Source organism: Paenibacillus ihuae (assembly GCF_001368795.1).
Taxonomy (GTDB): Bacteria; Bacillota; Bacilli; order Paenibacillales; family Paenibacillaceae; genus Paenibacillus_AQ; species Paenibacillus_AQ ihuae.
This window is the reverse complement of the sequence record NZ_LN831198.1, coordinates 750453-766839: the sequence shown is the minus strand read 5'-3', so window position 1 is coordinate 766839 and position 16387 is coordinate 750453. Positions and strand designations below refer to the sequence as shown.

Below are 16387 nucleotides of genomic sequence, written 5' to 3'. Positions count from 1 at the left end.
CTATCATAAGAGAAATGTACTTTTTTGGAAAGTATTATTACAGCTACAGATGCACTATCCAATCCATAAAAAAAAGAGTACCGCTCATCAGTTACAGAGCCAGTGCCTCTTCCGTAATTCTTTTTATATCCACCGGTGACAACGTTTCTTCATTGACCATATCCGGCAAAATCTCAGTCAGGAAATACTCCACGCATCTCAGGTCAATATTCTTAATCTTGATTAGCGCATTGCGGTACATCACCACAAATTCCTTCTCCGTGTTCCCCCGCTGTATTTCGGCAAATGCTTCATAGACTTGATCCATTTTATCCGCAACCTCTAGAATCAGCCCCTCCAGCGACTCATCCTTGCCTTCACGAAGCTGATGGAAGAAAATGCTTTTGAACTCCTCCGGGATATGCTCCTCAATAAAGTTATGAACCATGCCTTCCTCAACCTGCTGGATCAGCGACCGCAGCTGCAGCGAGGAATGCTTCACCGGCGTTTTGATGTCCCCGATAAAAATCTCTCCGTAATCATGGCTGCTCGTGATCTCGTACAGCTTCTTCCAGTCAATGACCGCACCGTGCTTTTCTTCGATATCAGCCAAGGTTTTGGCATACTGCACAACCTTCCAGGAGTGGGCTGCTACACTATGCTCCTCGAATTTGAATTTACCCGGGCAGCGGATGATCCGTTCCAGCTCATTCAGCGAGCGGAAATACTTATGAATTCCCATAGGCCAGTCCTCCTTATTGTCCATAGTTTTATCCGAAAGTTAATCCTTCTCTTAAAAGGTTTGGAGGGAGAAGCTTACTACAAGTATAGGGCCGGAGTGTTAAGCGGGGATTACACAGGGTGGTTTCTTATGTTAAAAAGAGTGCTGCAGCGCATCAGGTTCGGCCTGGACTTGCCCCGTCTTATTGCGGGAACCATCCCCGCCTTAGGTCTGGACCAAAAAACAGTCCCGAGGCCGTTTTGCAAGATTGCAGATAGCCGTAGAATAAACACATAGACAACGGACATTACAAGAGAGGAAGAGAAAATGATGAAAAAGTTATTTCGTTCTGAGACAGACAAGAAGGTTACTGGTTTATGCGGAGGGCTGGCCCGTTACTTCAATCTTGATACCACGCTCGTCAGACTGCTTGTAGCAGCCGCTGCAATTTTCAGCTTCGGTACAGTCGTATTTATCTATATCGTTGCCAGCATTATCGTCCCTAAAGAAGCATTCTCAGGTTTTACCGATAGCTTCGATCATTATTAATCTTGGATGAAGTCAAGGTTCGATTTATCAATCCCAAATTCAAATTCAAAGGAGAAATGAACATGAGCAGCATATTCGAACGTATTACCACCCTTACCAAAGCAGCAATTCACGAAGGATTGAACAAACTGGAAGACCCGGTCCTGCTGACCGGACAATATCTGCGGGATCTGGAAGACAAGATCGGAATTGCCGAAAGCAAGCAGCGTGAGCTCAGAGTAACGGCAAGCGTGCTGGAACGCCGCAAAGCCGAATATCAGGCGCAAGCGGAGAACAGTGAAGCCGCTGCTGTCAAAGCGATGAGTGAAGGCAATGAACCGGCAGCCAGAGCTGCAGTAATGGCTAAGCTGCGGTACCAGGAAAGTATTCAGGAAACAGAAGGTATCCTCGAAGAAACACTTCAGACCCTCGCGGCGCTTGAGGTTAATCTGCACAATGCCAAAGCTGAGCATGAACGGCTGAAAGCGAAACGGGCAGAGCTGGCGGAACGCGCCCGCAAAGCGGCAGAGCTGAGCAAACAGGCTGCTGCCCAGAACCGTTCTGCATATTCTGGCGCTCCCGGACACGGACCGATCATCAGTGCCGGCACCGCATCACGCGGCTTCGAACGGATGGAGGACAAGATCAGTGAATGGGAAGCACAGGCAGGCCAGCCAGCCCAGGCTCCCGCCATTGATCCAGCACTGCAAAACGCTGTGGAAGCCGAGCTGGCGCGTCTGCGCACGCAGAAGCCGGAAGATGGCAGCGTAAAGTAAGGCAGCAGTTTATAAATTGAATACTATGAAACAGATCAGAGCAGCGATCCTCCGATATCAGGGGGATCGCTGCTCTGTGTTGTCGACAGTTAGACCAGCCACTCTTTACGTGTGGGGTAAGCGGGTAAACCTGCGCTCATAGGTGTCTTCCCCATTAGAACAGCGGGTCTAACCAGTGTGGGTTAGCTCACCTCTGCTCCGTTTTGCGATAGACGGCTCGCTACGGAAACAATGGGATTATTCCGCTTATATCTGCGCTATCGCATTGGAAGGACGGACACAATGGGATTTCTCCGGTTATATCTGCGCTATGGCACTGGAAGGACGGACACAATGGGATTTCTCCGCTTATATCCGCAGCGTATACCGGAACTTAGAAATTGTGGAAATGAGGCCCCAAGTCGGTAAGGATACGATTAAAGGCTGTTCCTTCAGTGTTAGGTGTGCTGACGACACATTACTTACTGACGGCACTGGGAGCCCAACGATCAACGGACCGGCACCTGCCTTAACTTTAAATGGTTTTAACGGCGCTTCCGGCAGCTTCTGCACGGGTCCCGCTTATATAACAAAATGGGATATCCCAGGAGCCTCCCGGCTCATTAGATATCCCTTAAATATTGGACGCAACTCGTTCATTTATGCTGCATTACAAGTCTGATCCATATCCTCACGCCGTGGACCAGCATATCTTCATCAATAGTAAACTGCGGCTGATGGATTGCATGAGTAATTCCCTTCTCAACATTTCCGCAGCCGATGAAGGCAAATGCACCGGGAACACGGTCAAGATACCAGCCGAAGTCTTCACCGGCAAGACTGGGCTGATCCAGCAATACTGCCTGATCTTCCCCCAGCACCTCACGGGCTGCGCGAAGCATCCGCTGCACGGCTTCCCCGTCGTTGACCACTGTAATTCCCTCGCGCAGCTCCATCCGGTATTTTCCGCCGTATGCTTCCGCAGTCGCCGAAGCATACCGTCTTAGTCCCTCTGTAATCGCAGTTACTGTTGTCTTCGAGAAGGCTCTGAACGTTCCAGTCAGTTCACTGCGCTCAGCGATAACGTTCACGGCTGTACCCGCATTCACAGTGCCGAAAGCCAGCACTGCTGCCTCCTGCGAATCTGTCTGATTCGCCATCAGTCCGTTGATGCCGGCTATGAACTGTGCCGCCATCTGGATAGCATCCACTGCTTTGTGCGGGGCGCTGTGGTGTCCGGCTGTCCCCTGAAATTCCACCTTGAAATGACTGGAGGCCGCCATGGCATAATGCGGATGAACGCCCAGTTGTCCTGCCGGTAGCTCAGGCATGACATGCAGCGCATAGGCATAGTCTACGCCTTCCAGAATTCCATCCTCGATCATATCGCGTCCCCCGGAGAGCAGCCTTCCGTCTGTCGGACTCCGGGCCGCACCTTCTTCCGCCGGCTGAAAGACGAACAGGACCGTACCTGCCAGCTGTTCCCTGAACGCTGCCAAAGCTTTGGCCGCCCCCAGCAGCATCGCGGTATGGGCATCATGGCCGCAGGCATGCATGACTCCTGGCTTCACCGACTTGTATGGCAGCTCATTTTGTTCCCCAATCGGCAGAGCATCCATATCGGCCCGCAGCAGAATGACCGGACCGCTGCCCGCAAGCCCCTGCAGCGAGCCGGTGACACCCATTCCAAAATGCCTGCCAACATTCCGCCGCACCGAAATCCCCCATTCTTCCAATAGGCCGGCTACCTTACCTGAAGTGCGGGCAACATCATACAGCAGCTCTGGATGGGTGTGCAAATCACGGCGGATCGAGATGATTTCTTCCGCCAGCTGACCGGTATAATCCTGTATTTCCGCGATACCCGGGTTCCGGCTCACCGCAATTTTTCCATCAGTGGTCAAATCTGTCCTGCCGGCTGGGAAGCCTTAGCGTACCGGTTCTCCGGCACCGGAATGCCAAGGTTACCGCGCAGGGTCCCGCTTTCGTATTCCGTACGGAACAAACCCCGCTCCTGCAGAATCGGCACTACCCGGTCCACAAATTCCTCCAGGCCGTTCGGTACAGCCGCCGCGATCATGAATCCGTCTGCCCCGCCCGATTCAAACCACAGCTGGACCTGATCGGCTACCTGCTCCGGTGTCCCGATGAAGCTGCTGCGCGGAGTAGCGGATTGAATAGCAACCTGCCGCAGCGTTAAGCCGCGCTCCTTCGCATCCTTTTTGATCTTATCCGTGCCGCTCTGGAAGCTGTTACGTCCCAGCTCGCCAACATCAGGGAACGGCTCATCCAGCGGATACTGCGAGAAATCATGATGCTCGAAGAATCTGCCCAGATAATTCAGTGCGTTCTCGATCGTTACGAGTCCGGCAACCTCCTGGTATTTGCGCTCCGCCTCCTCCGGCGTGTCGCCGATAATTGGGGCAATTCCCGGGAAGATCAGCACCTCATCCGGGTTCCGGCCAAACGAGGCGATCCGCGACTTCACATCACGATAGAAAGCCTGCGCATCCTCTAGCGTTTCATGTCCAGTGAAGATAGCGTCCGCTTCCTTCGAAGCGTAGTTTTTGCCGACCTCCGAAGAACCTGCCTGGAACACGACCGGCTGCCCCTGCTTCGAACGGGCAATATTGAGCGGTCCCTTCACAGAGAAGAACTCCCCTTCATGGTTCAGCGTATGCATTTTTTGCGGATCAAAAAAAACGCCTGACTCCTTGTCGCGGACAAATGCATCATCCTCCCAGGAATCCCACAAACCGCGCACCACCTGCAAATACTCCTCTGCAATGCGGTAGCGTTTGCTATGGTCCGGATGCTCTTTTTTGCTGTAATTCGAAGCGGAGCCTTCCAGCGGGGAAGTAACCACATTCCAGCCGGCCCGGCCGCCGCTGATAACATCGAGAGAGCCGAACTGGCGCGCAACCGTAAAGGGTTCACTGTAGGAGGTAGACAAGGTGCCGACCAGACCGATGTTAGTACTGACAGCAGCAAGTGCGCTGAGAATCGTCAGCGGCTCAAACCGGTTCAGGAAATGCGGAATGGACTTTTCGTTAATATACAAGCCGTCCGCGATGAAGATCAGATCCAGCTTGCCCTCCTCTGCCTTCTGCACCCATTGTTTATATAATTCGAAGTTCACACTGGCATCAGGCTTGGCGTCCGGATGGCGCCACATTGACGTGCTGCCTCCTACCCCGTGCAGCAGTGCGCCCAGCTTCAGTTGTTTTGGTTTGGTCATGTTCGTTCCTCCTTAAAGTTTTGATTGCATCCTCTTCACTGATCTTCTTCGCAAAACTTGCTTCGAAAGCATACACCTAGTTTTGATAGCATCCGCTTCACTGATCTACTTCGCAAAACTCGCTTCGGAAGCATACACCTACCGGCAATTTAAGAGGTTGTGTGAACCGGTATTAGATAGTGCTGATCCTATGAAGTGGAATTTCTCCATCTATTTCTCTAACCAACAGGGGGATCAGAAGGCTAGCAGGAAAAACTCCACTTAAATGTAGTGAATTTACCTCCGGAGGTTAGTTTGATCCGAAATAGATAGAGTTTTTCCAACTAATCATCATATAGGTTGATAAGTGATGGAATTAAGTGGAGAAAATCAACTAAGCTTTTATCAAGCCTTCCAGTGTTCCCGTTCCAAAGGGATGTTTAACAAAGTTCAATTTCTTACTGAATAATCGCAGCAGTTGCTGCACCCTGCTTAATTCGCGCAATCTGGGCAAGATGTGTCTGTACATGTGCAGTGAAGCTGCGGACGATGTCGGTTATTTTCACGGTGTCGCCTTTGAAGTTGATTCCGCTTTTCTCCCAATCCTCTGCACTCAGCCGGCCCAGCAGCTGGCTGTTATAATGCAACAGGCTGCGGAACAGCTCCAGACTGTCGGCGGCATTTCCGTGATTGGCATACTGTCCGCTGATCCAGGCATCCTGGTTAAAGGCCGGCAGCTGCGCTGTGGTACCTGCAAGGATGTCACGGATGCGGAACGAAACTACAATGCTGTGATCAGCCAGATGAGCCAGCACCTCGGTAATACTCCAGCTGGCCGGTTCCGCCTTCCATTTCAGCTGTTCCTCCGTTAACCCGTCTGTCGCTTGTACTAATTGCTGATGTGTATTTAGATACTCACTGATTTGAGCACTGCTCATTTCATCCCCTCCAATATAAGACCTGCCTGCGGATGACCAGGCGGCGTGAAGCGCGATAACGAAAAGGGCCGGATATTATGGCTTGTTGCCCCGCTGATCGTGAGGTCCGCCAGTATTTCTCCTACGACACTGGAAAATTTAAAGCCATGCCCCGAGAATCCTCCGGCCAACAGTACGTTAGAGTGGAGCGGATGCCGGTCAATGATGAAATCTTCGTCCGGCGTATGCTCATATTTGCATACAGAGCCTTTTAGCAGCCGCCCGGCTGCACCCGGCATGTAAGCCTCCAGCACCCGGCGGAGGTCTCCCTCGTCGGCGGCTTCACTGCCGAACGGCGCCAGCGGTTCACCCGGCGACCATTCCCGGCCCGTATCATGCCGGCCGATCTTCAGGCCCGCTCCGCCAATGCCGGGAAAGCCGTAATACCCGCCTTCCTCGGTTCCGAGCGTGAACCCGGGGAAATTCCCGGCTGCAAAAGCAGGGTCGCTGTCAAACCAGCCGACGACCTTGCGGACCGCCTTAATCGGCAGCTGCACAAAAGGCGCCAACGCGCTGAACCAGGCTCCGGCGCTAAGAATGGCCGCCGCTCCGTGATAGTCGCCTTTAGCTGTATGAACAGTCACACTGCCTTCGCGGGCGGTGATGTTCTCTACCGGGGTATTCGTCAGCAGCTCCGCGCCATGTGCAAGAGCAAGCTGGCGGTACGTTGCAATACACCGTTCACTGTACAAATATCCGGCATCCGGCTCATACATCGCTGCGAATGATTCCGGAATGTTCAGTGCCGGCCAGCGCCGCCGGATTTCTCCGGCGTCCAGGTGCTCTACCCGCACTTTCCGCTTTTCTGCTTCCGCTAGACGGCCAGCGAAGGAATAGACGGCACTGTCCGCGAGATTGAGCACGCCCGAACGTACCAGCAGCTCTGTTCCGCTTAGCTGCTCGGCTTCCTGCCATAACACATCTGCACGCAGCGCCAGATCAATATAGGCGGGATCTCCGCTATACGCATGGCGGATCAGCCGGGTATCGCCGTGATGACTTCCTTCTGTATGCGGCGGATCAAAGGCATCGATGAGCAGCGTCTTAACCCCCCGCCGGGCCAGCTCATACCCGGCACTCATCCCCATTGAGCCTGCACCAACGATAATGACGTCATAATTTGAAGGCTCAGCTATGATTCCGCACCTCCCCCGGAAGCGTAGTACTCCAAGGAACGCACAGCGATATCCGCGAGGAAGCGGGCGGCCACCGGCAATGCCCGTTCATCCAGATCGAAGGCCGGATGATGCCATTCCCGGCTTCCGTCCGTGCCGGCGAAGACGAACAGCCCCGGCACTACGCGCTGGTAGAAGGCAAAGTCCTCACCCGCCGGAGAGGGTACCGGCTTCACCGCCCGGTAGCCGAGTGCTTCGGCCGACTCAATCCCAAGCGCTGCAAGGGCCTCGTCGTTAATTACCGGCGGCGGTCCGCCGATCCAGCGGACCGTTGCGGATGCTCCCAAGGCGGCGGCTACTCCAGCCGCTACCTGCTCGAAGCGCTCCAGCACCTTAACGCGCACGGCTTCATCGAACGTGCGGATCGTGCCTTCCAGCACCGCTTTGTCCGGAATGATATTCCATGAATTGCCGCTGTGGATCTGCGTTACACTCACCACCGCGCTCTCAAGAGGGCTGACATTGCGGCTGATGATGGACTGCAGCGCAGTCACAATATGCGAAGCGGCTACGATAGGATCGATTCCTGCTTCCGGAACCGCTGCATGTGAGCTGCCGCCCAGAATCTCAACTACGAACCCGTCCGCGGCTGCCATGAGCGGGCCGCCGGTAATGCCGATCGTTCCGACCGGCAGGTCGGGCTTGTTATGCAGCCCGATTACCGCGCGCACCTCTTGCAGTGCTCCGCTGCTGATGATCCGCTGCGCGCCTTGCGCCTTCTCCTCAGCGGGCTGGAACAAGAGGCGCACCGTACCCGGAAGCCGCTCCTCCTGCTGCTTCAATTGATAAGCAGCGCCGATCAGCGCTGCCGTATGAAAATCATGCCCGCAGGCATGCATTTTGCCGGGAACCAGCGAGGCATATTCTGCGCCGGTTTCCTCCTGGATCGGCAAAGCATCGATATCGGCCCGCAGCGCGATGACCGGACCAGGCTTGCCGCTTCCAATCTCTGCGATCACTCCGGTTGTCAGCCCGTAATCCACGATACGGATCCCGGCCTGCTCCAGGAGAGAGGCGATATACTTAGTCGTTTCGAACTCCTCATTAGACAACTCCGGGTGCCGGTGCAGATGACGGCGGATTCCGGTTAACTGATCGCGGAGCGCTTCTACGCTCAGCTCGGCGGTTTTACTGGTCATATACAGGCTCCCTTCCTTATACGATTTCCTGTCTGATTCCTGATCCCTTCACCTTATACCTTGTGCCTTAGGCCTCCGCCGGCACCTCAGCGAGCGCTTCACTCAACAGCTCAAACGAGCGAAGCCGTTTGTCAAATGGCTGCACATTCGTCGTTACGATGAACTCCTCCACACCGGAGGCTTCCGACAGTGCCAGCAGCTGTTCACGCACGGAAGCCTTTGTGCCTTTGGCAACCTCCGGCTCCCGCTCTTCGATCGTGTAGGCTTCCTGGCTCTGGCGGGCAAATTCCTCCGCCTGCTCCCGGGTAGCTACCGTCAGCGTCTTCCCGCCCGCAAGCGTAATCCGGATCAGCTTATGCGCTCCCGCCAGCTCCTTCGCTTCTTCCTCCGTCTCCGCAGCAATGAGTGCCAGGGCAATAATCGCCTGCGGCTGTCTGCCCTCCGCTGATACAAAACCGCTGCGGTAAGCGCGGATCGCTTCCAGCGCCACCGACCGGTCTCCGTTGATGAACAGGGAGAATACGTACGGTAAGCCCAGCTCAGCGGCAATTTCCGCACTGCTTACACTTGCGCCAAGCACATACAGCTCAGGAGCAGTAGCCGGAATGGGACCTGCCTTCAGCCCTGCCAGCGGATGGTCTTCCTCAAGCCGGCTATGTACGTACTTCTCCAGCTCGATAATTTTATCCGTCAGGCTGGGGGAATCGCCCTTCCCCTGCTGAAGTGCCTGCGTGCTGCGCGGCAGCCCGCCCGGAGCACGTCCTACACCCAGGTCCACCCGGCCCGGAGCCAGGGAAGCCAGCACATTGAAATTCTCTGCCACTTTGTACGGGCTGTAATGCTGCAGCATAATTCCGCCGGAGCCGATACGGATACGCTCCGTCTTCGCAAGCAGATGGGAGATCAGCACTTCCGGCGAGGAGCCTGCCACCTGCTCGGAATCATGATGCTCAGAAACCCAGAAACGGCGGAACCCCAGCTGTTCAGACAGCTGTGCCAGCCTGATCGTATGCCGGAACGCTTCCTCCGGCGTTTCTCCCGGATAAATCGGACTTTGGTCGAGTACGCTGATTGTAATGGCCATCATTTTGCCCCCTATATGGAATAGTTCAGTTCAGGTGTGATCCGCTTCAGGAACTGCTTCGTTCGTTCTTCACGCGGATGATTGAACAGCTCTGTTGGTGTGCCTTCTTCAACAATGACGCCGCCGTCCATGAAGACCACATGGTTCGCCACATCGCGGGCAAAGCCCATCTCATGGGTCACCACAATCATGGTGATGCCTTCCTTGGCAATCTTGCGGATAACGGCAAGCACTTCGCCTACCAGCTCCGGGTCAAGCGCCGACGTTGGTTCGTCGAACAGAATAACCTCCGGCTCCAGCGCCAGGGCACGGGCAATGCCGACCCGTTGCTGCTGGCCTCCGGAGAGCTGGCTCGGATAAGCATCCAGCTTGCTGCCGAGGCCAACCTTTTCAAGCAGCGCAATGCTCCGCTTTCTGGCTTCGTCCTTTGGAAGCTTTTTGACAATCAGCAGCCCTTCCATCACGTTCTCGAGTGCGGTTTTGTGCCGGAACAGATTATACTGCTGGAACACCATCGCCGTTTTTTGCCGGAGCTGGTGAATCTCCTTTTTGCGGGCATGCTTGCAGTTCACCTTGAAATCCCCGATGGAAATCTCTCCGTCACTTGGCTTCTCCAAGTAATTCACGCAGCGCAGCAGGGTTGTTTTGCCTGATCCGCTAGGTCCGAGAATGACGACAACCTCGCCTTTGGTCACCGTTAAATCTATATTGCTGAGCACCTGATGCCGGCCGAATGACTTCGATATTTGCGTTAAGCTGATCATGCCACTCCCCCCCGGTTATACAGATTAATCCGTTTCTCAATCACTGACGTCGAGCGCTCAATCAGGAACGTAAGCCCCCAGAAGATCAGCGCCGCCGCCAGGTAAGCCTCAAAAAACTTCCAGTTCGTCGAAGCCACAATCTGCGCCTTGGCGTTGATATCCACTACCGAAACGGTAAAAGCAAGGGTAGATCCGTGCAGCATTCCGATTACCGAATTTGACAGATTGGGCAGACTCGCCGCCAGCGCCTGGGGAAATACAACCCGCCGCAGCGCCTGTGCGTGGTCATGCCGATGGAATGGGCCGCCTCCAGCTGGCCGCGGTCCACCGCGAGCAGACCGGAACGGATAACCTCGGACATATAGGCTCCCGCTGTGATCGAGAATGAAATATAAGCGAAGCCGATCATCGGAATCGACACCGACCTGAAGCTCCAGCCGAACTGCTCCGCCAGACCGTCTATCAGCACGGGAAGCCCGAAATAAATCAGCAGCAGATGGGTCAGCATCGGTGTTCCGCGGATAAAGGTGACATACCCGACTGCCAGCGGATAGAGCAATGGGATTCTGTAGATCCGGATCAGGGCCACCGCCATTCCAATCACAAACCCGATCAAGACAGAAACCACGGTAATATATAAGGTCGTAGGAATGGCACTCAGAATCTGCACGAAGGCGGTCCAGATGAACGACGGGTCCAGCTTCATAATCCGGCGCCTCCTTTACCCGGTCCCAGTTCCGAAATGATGCGGCGGTAGGACCAGTTTTTGTGTATTTTGAATGATCTTTTCTCAGCAGTGCTACGTTTCTCATGACGCAGCAGCCAGCGTTCCGCTACAAGCAGCAGCTTCTCAATGGTAAAGCTGATGACCAGATAGATCAGCGCAAGCGCGATATACGTTTCAATAAAATGCTGAGTTAAGCTGCCCAGCGTCTGCGCCTTCCCGGTCATCTCCATTACACCAAGCGTGAAGGCCAGTGACGTATCCTTGAGCAGAGCAATCACCAGATTGGAGAATACCGGAATAGCAATTCCAAGCGCCTGCGGCAGCACGATCCGTGTAAAAGCCTGGAACCCCGTCATTCCCGTCGCATAAGCCGCCTCGACCTGTCCCTTATCCACCGCCTGCACAGCAGCGCGGATCATCTCCGACATGTATGCCCCTGTGTGCAGACCGTAGGTCAGAATCACAAACACCAGCACTGGCGTCCGGGTCATATCGACTTGAATCAGCTTCAGGATCTCCGGCAGCCCGTAATAGAACAGGAAAAGCTGGATAAGAATCGGTGTGCCCCGGAAAAAGGAGATATAGATTTCGGAGCAGGTCTTCAGCACCGGCACTTTATACAGTCTTGGCAGCGCTACGAGAAAGCCGACAATAATCCCTGCCAGCAGGGAGCACCCGACAATCAGCAGAGTGGTACCCAAAGTCCCCAGCAGCTTAGGCAGATATGAAAATACATAGCTGATATCAAACGGTGCGCCCATAAACTCCCTCCCTTCCCGTGCTCACCGGCTTACTCATTGCGCCGAATCTGCGGTAACATCCGCACCCAGCCACTCTGAGCTCAGCTTACCCAGTGTACCGTCCGTCTTCAGCTCTTTAATGGCACCGTCAATGGCATCCGACAGCTTCTGTGAATCTGCATCATCCTTGCGGAAGACATAGAGAATATCTGCGGAGGACAGTTCGGGACCGGAAGCCTTGAGCTTACTCTGCGGATCAATGATCGGCAGGACAAAATCTGCAGCGAGCGTAGCGTCCACACGGCCTGTGCTGATCTGGTCAGCTGCATCGTTAGCCGTACCGCTTTGGTACACGATATTAATCGCATTATCATGCTCTTTATTGTAGTTCTCCAGAATTTGCGCCTGTGCGCTGGTCGCGCCGACCAATACCTTCTTGCCTTTAAGATCATCAAGCGTTTGGATCGTATCATTGTCCTTAGCCACCACAATGCGGTTTCTCCAATGGGCATAGGCTTCTTTATTAAAAGAGTACTTCAGCTCCCGCTCCGGATTCTTTTCCATGACATGGGCTACGAGATCGATCTTTTTCGTTTCCAGACTGAGCAGCAGGTTGCTGAAATCCATGGTCTGAAAATCAAATTCATAGTCCGGCAGCCGGTTATCAATTTCTTTGAGCAGCTCTACATCGAAGCCGGTAAGCTTGCCGTTCTCATCAATGAAGCAAACTTGAGGAAAAGCTGTGCCTGTGCCCACAATGATCTTCGTAGCTTTAGCCGGCTCAGCTGTTGCATTCGAGGCGGCAGCTTCAGCCGTATTTCCGGTCTGGCCGCTGTTCGCGGCGTTGTTGCCGTTATTCCCGCAGCCGGCAATCGCAAGTGTCAGTATGGATGCAAATACGAGTGAAATGGACTTTTTCATGTTTCTATCCCCTTTGAATGAATTGTGGTTTGTCTGCAAGTGTTTTTTTCAGCAGATACATAATGCCGTCGCCATTCTGCGGGTCCAGCTCCAGGAACCGTTCGTAACCCCGCCGTTCATACATTTGAACCAGCCATGGATGCTTCTTCGCCGTTGCGAGTGTGACTGCAGGTGAACCCAATTGTCCGAGAATAATATTCTCTTCCACCCAGTCCAGCAGCTTTCCGCCATAGCCCCTGTTACTGTAATCCGGGTGAGCAGCGAACCACTTAATAAAAGGCAGCGGACTAAACTTCTTGACCTCTTCTTCCTTGGAGAGTGTGATAGTCGCAACTATCGTTCCGCCGATTTCGAGCACGTAACACTCATTCGTGGCTATGTTGTCTTCAATAAGCGCCAAGTCGGCATTGGCCGCCGGCCAGTGCAGCCCGAGTTCACGAATCAGCTCATAGGCGCGGTATGTAACATCCAGCAACTGCTCCGCATCCTTCAGCTCTGCCAGCCGATATACCTCACTCATGTCATGTCCTCCAGCCATTTGAAATTTAATTTCATAATCCCTATCGATTTAGTCGTGATTATATGCAATTAACTTTATCACTGCATAGCCCCATGCGCTAATAGAGTTATTTAATACATCTATACAATTACTCGATCTCCGGCTTTGAGGGCACCCACTTCAAGCAGGGTTTCAATGAATTCTGCATTTTCCCCGTTCAGTGAAATCAGGCTGGTCCGCAGGGAGATGCCCTCCGTCTCCGCGATATCGACCCGGATCAGCGTTCCCGCAGCTACTTCCTCCTGCACGCTTAATGCCGGAAGAAAGCAGATGCCCGCTTTTTTCAATACAAGCTTCTTGGCCGTTTCCAGATTATCCACCTGATATTCAATATTCGGCGGCTGTTCCATGCTCTCAAATACGCGGTGCAGCCGCATCCAGTCCAAAGAGCCGCATTCAAAAAAAACCAGCGTCTCCTTGCGGATATCCTGCAGGGAAGCACGACCGCTTAGGGCCAGCCGGTGCCCTGCATACACATACAACGAAATAGGATCCTCGCAGAACGGGAAAGCCTGAATCGCCGGATTAACAACTTTACGGATAAAAGCCACATCAATCTCCTTCGCTTTCAGCTTATCAATCAGCAGATCCGTGGATGAAGTCGTCAGCTTAATGTTGATATGCGGATATTTCCGTTTCAAATGAAGCAGCAGATGCGGCATCAGATAATTGGACACGGATACTGTACTGCCGATTCTCAGCTCATTCGGAATATGCCCCTTCGCCTGGAGCTGATGTTTGCCGTTTTGGTAGACCTGGAGAATCTGCTGGGCATACGGAAGAAACTGCTTGCCTTTATCCGTAAGATGAATCTGTTTGCCCAGCCGCTCAAAGACCCTGCAATCCAGTTCCCGTTCCAGCGATTGAATGCGGGCCGTTACAGTCGGCTGTGAGATATACAGGACTTCGGCGGCTTTATTGAAGCTTCCATAGTGGTTGATGTAGACAAATGCCTCAATATTATCGATATTCACTCCAAGGCCTCCTTTATCGATTTTATGATATTTTACTATTCCGATGAATTAACAATGAATTATGGCGAAGTTTACCTTATAGATTTTGTATATATCTTAGTCACGGCCTATTTTTTTGTCAACACATCTGCAGTGCTTTTCGGCCTATTTTCCATTAAAATAATCACAAAAACAGATAGAAGTTTTCTATCCAATTATCAGAATGTTTAAATCACTCTTATATCAATAGGAATTGTCAGTTATAATAACAGCATTCAGATGGGCTTACCAATTGGACTTAAGGGGGCATACCGAGAACATGTCAAAAGAGATTATTATCCGTGAAGCTGTTGATAACGATCGTGAAGCCATCGCCGGAGTGCTGCTTGATGCATACAGCCAATATTCAGCTTTCCTGCCCGAGGCCTACTGGCTTGAATACCGGGATTCAATTCTCGATTCCGTATACGGAAATGCCCCGGCTGCGCGAATCATTGCCGAAGCCGGTAAGCAAATTGTGGGCAGCGCACTGTTGTTCACTTCCTCGGAAACTGCCTATGGCAAGCCTGAGCTCGGCATCCACTCCCCTGTCCTGCGCCTGCTCGCTGTATCCCCTGCTGCCCGCGGCCGCGGAATTGCGACACTCCTGATCCAGGATGCCGCGCGAAGATCCCTCGAATGGGGTGCCTCTACCCTGAACCTCCACACCTCCGATATGATGGCCTCAGCCATCAAGCTCTACGAGCGTCTAGGCTTTAAGCGGGCTTATGCAACTGACATTATGAACGGCGAAACCCTGGTAAAGGGCTATCAGCTGGATCTGCTATCCTTCCCCGCACCAGGCGCAGAGCAGTCATTGACAACAAAAATAGGCTAGCCCCTTCGGGCCAGCCTTTTCCACTATATATAACTTTGTACTAGAGTAAAATCTGTTTTTCCTTCGCCGCCTTAATCCAGGATGGAAATTCATTCAGCAGCCGGTCGTACAATTCCTCATCCGAGACCTCCTCAATCCGGTCCAGATGCACAAAATCCGCATTATCCACAACCCTTCCGGTCATGTTATCCAGCCCCTCCAGCACTTCGAAATCCGAATCCCCGATTCCGACAAACTGCCAGAATATCGGCTGAACCGCTGCTTTCATAATCACTTTCTTTGTTAATTTGAGGACACCGCCGTCATTGATAAAAATAATGAATACCGGCGTTGTATCCTTCTTGTCTTCCTTTGTGTATTTGCGGATGACATCCTCCATCACCGGAGGTTCATTGTTGCGGCCGAATTTATGAGTGGACTGGTTTTTCAAAATATGTGTTTTTACGTAATCCCCGAAATCCCGTTCGGTGACGGAGGGAAGCCGGCTGAATTCGTTATCGTACACCCAAACATCCAGTGAGCCGTTGTCATCAAACTTGGCAGCCACCGCCAAGATCCGCTCTACCACTTCCTGCACGACACCTCTGGTATATAAATCTCTCATCGAGCCGCTTATATCCAGCACAATCCCTACTCTGGCTTTTACACCAGTCAATTGCTTCTTTTCCAGTGTGAACTGGACGATCTTTTTACGCAGATCAATGCTGGACAGGACAGTCTTAGGCTCCGTTGGTACAGGTACAATTTGCATAACAGGCGGGGGTGATTGAAGTGGTGCCGGCGCTTCAGCAGCAGCGGCAACTTCCGGGGATCCGGACGCCTCCACCTCAAGTCCATAATGGATGCACAGTGCTGCAAGTCCTCCGTTAAAACCGCTGCCGACTGCGCTAAATTTCCACTCCCCGCCATGGCGGTACAATTCCCCCACCACTATTGCCGTTTCTTGCGATAAATCAGAGCCGTACTCAAAACGGTGCAGCTCCCCGCCGCTCAGACGATCCTGCAGCTTCAGGTAGAGTCCGGATACATCCTTCATCCGATGGTTCAAGTGCTCACCTTCATAGATAGTCAAGGTTAAAGCAATCCTGGCATACTGCGGCGGAAGACGGGGTAGCGAAATGGTGATGCTCTCCTTGTCCCCATTGGATAGAACCGTGTGTGTTACAGTGCCGTCCTGTGATACAGGGTTTCCGTAGAAAATAAAATCCTCATCCCTTTCACAGCGTCCCCGCTCTGACAGCAAAAATGCGGCAGCATCAATCCCCATTTCC

At 53.0% G+C, this 16387-nt stretch carries 16 protein-coding genes and 2 pseudogenes; 3 read left to right on the top strand and 15 right to left on the bottom strand.

All coding sequences use genetic code 11. From position 1 onward, the window contains the following. Positions 1 to 91: 91 nt before the first annotated feature. Positions 92 to 721, bottom strand: a complete 630-nt coding sequence (locus AQR02_RS03495; RefSeq protein ID WP_054939412.1) for a YfbR-like 5'-deoxynucleotidase — start codon at positions 719 to 721, stop codon at positions 92 to 94. A 309-nt stretch (positions 722 to 1030) separates the two neighbouring features. Here AQR02_RS03495 and AQR02_RS03485 point away from each other — a divergent pair, with 309 nt between their 5' ends. Both AQR02_RS03485 and AQR02_RS03480 read left to right on the top strand, forming a co-directional pair. After that, complete coding sequence (locus AQR02_RS03485) at positions 1031 to 1249, top strand: PspC domain-containing protein (protein WP_054939410.1); 219 nt, start codon at positions 1031 to 1033, stop codon at positions 1247 to 1249. A gap of 62 nt (positions 1250 to 1311) precedes the next feature. Next, positions 1312 to 2004, top strand: a complete 693-nt coding sequence (locus AQR02_RS03480; protein ID WP_054939409.1) for a PspA/IM30 family protein — start codon at positions 1312 to 1314, stop codon at positions 2002 to 2004. 635 nt (positions 2005 to 2639) lie between these two features. Here the strand turns inward: AQR02_RS03480 and AQR02_RS03470 are convergent. The 12 genes and pseudogenes from AQR02_RS03470 to AQR02_RS03415 form a co-directional block, all read right to left on the bottom strand. Beyond that, positions 2640 to 3887, bottom strand: coding sequence for a M20 metallopeptidase family protein (locus AQR02_RS03470; RefSeq protein WP_245237073.1), 1248 nt, complete (start codon positions 3885 to 3887; stop codon positions 2640 to 2642). Next, complete coding sequence (locus AQR02_RS03465; RefSeq protein WP_054939407.1) at positions 3884 to 5221, bottom strand: LLM class flavin-dependent oxidoreductase; 1338 nt, start codon at positions 5219 to 5221, stop codon at positions 3884 to 3886. Before AQR02_RS03465 ends, AQR02_RS03470 begins: the two co-directional genes overlap by 4 nt. Positions 5222 to 5658: 437 nt before the next feature. Next, the gene (locus AQR02_RS03460; protein ID WP_054939406.1) at positions 5659 to 6138 is read right to left on the bottom strand and encodes a DinB family protein; all 480 of its coding nucleotides are present in this window, start codon (positions 6136 to 6138) and stop codon (positions 5659 to 5661) included. Then, positions 6135 to 7313: an N-methyl-L-tryptophan oxidase gene (gene solA, locus AQR02_RS03455; RefSeq protein WP_082451612.1), complete on the bottom strand. Its 1179-nt coding sequence runs from the start codon at positions 7311 to 7313 to the stop codon at positions 6135 to 6137. Before solA ends, AQR02_RS03460 begins: the two co-directional genes overlap by 4 nt. After that, entirely contained in the window at positions 7310 to 8491 is a 1182-nt protein-coding gene (locus AQR02_RS03450; RefSeq protein WP_054939404.1) for an amidohydrolase, read from the bottom strand. The genes solA and AQR02_RS03450 overlap by 4 nt, the downstream gene beginning before the upstream one ends. Positions 8492 to 8558: 67 nt before the next feature. Continuing rightward, positions 8559 to 9575: an LLM class flavin-dependent oxidoreductase gene (locus tag AQR02_RS03445; RefSeq protein ID WP_054939403.1), complete on the bottom strand. Its 1017-nt coding sequence runs from the start codon at positions 9573 to 9575 to the stop codon at positions 8559 to 8561. A gap of 11 nt (positions 9576 to 9586) precedes the next feature. Continuing rightward, positions 9587 to 10339 (bottom strand): amino acid ABC transporter ATP-binding protein, encoded by a 753-nt coding sequence (locus tag AQR02_RS03440; RefSeq protein WP_054939402.1) that lies wholly within the window; start codon positions 10337 to 10339, stop codon positions 9587 to 9589. Further along, positions 10336 to 11045: pseudogene (locus AQR02_RS03435) on the bottom strand (amino acid ABC transporter permease). Before AQR02_RS03435 ends, AQR02_RS03440 begins: the two are co-directional and overlap by 4 nt. After that, positions 11042 to 11827, bottom strand: coding sequence for an amino acid ABC transporter permease (locus AQR02_RS03430; RefSeq protein WP_054939401.1), 786 nt, complete (start codon positions 11825 to 11827; stop codon positions 11042 to 11044). Before AQR02_RS03430 ends, AQR02_RS03435 begins: the two are co-directional and overlap by 4 nt. A 33-nt stretch (positions 11828 to 11860) precedes the next feature. Further along, positions 11861 to 12727, bottom strand: coding sequence for a transporter substrate-binding domain-containing protein (locus AQR02_RS03425; RefSeq protein ID WP_054939400.1), 867 nt, complete (start codon positions 12725 to 12727; stop codon positions 11861 to 11863). A 4-nt stretch (positions 12728 to 12731) separates the two neighbouring features. Further along, the gene (locus AQR02_RS03420) at positions 12732 to 13247 is read right to left on the bottom strand and encodes a GNAT family N-acetyltransferase (RefSeq protein ID WP_054939399.1); all 516 of its coding nucleotides are present in this window, start codon (positions 13245 to 13247) and stop codon (positions 12732 to 12734) included. Between the two features lie 119 nt (positions 13248 to 13366). Beyond that, complete coding sequence (locus tag AQR02_RS03415; RefSeq protein ID WP_054939398.1) at positions 13367 to 14260, bottom strand: LysR family transcriptional regulator; 894 nt, start codon at positions 14258 to 14260, stop codon at positions 13367 to 13369. A 298-nt stretch (positions 14261 to 14558) separates the two neighbouring features. Here AQR02_RS03415 and AQR02_RS03410 point away from each other — a divergent pair, with 298 nt between their 5' ends. Beyond that, positions 14559 to 15116, top strand: coding sequence for a GNAT family N-acetyltransferase (locus tag AQR02_RS03410; RefSeq protein ID WP_054939397.1), 558 nt, complete (start codon positions 14559 to 14561; stop codon positions 15114 to 15116). A 40-nt stretch (positions 15117 to 15156) separates the two neighbouring features. On the opposite strand, the gene AQR02_RS33470 is transcribed toward AQR02_RS03410, so the two are convergent. Next, the gene (locus AQR02_RS33470) at positions 15157 to 15828 is read right to left on the bottom strand and encodes a vWA domain-containing protein (protein WP_054941969.1); all 672 of its coding nucleotides are present in this window, start codon (positions 15826 to 15828) and stop codon (positions 15157 to 15159) included. 183 nt (positions 15829 to 16011) lie between these two features. Further along, a pseudogene (locus tag AQR02_RS33465) lies at positions 16012 to 16383 on the bottom strand (TerD family protein); the annotation flags it as partial. Positions 16384 to 16387 lie beyond the last annotated feature (4 nt).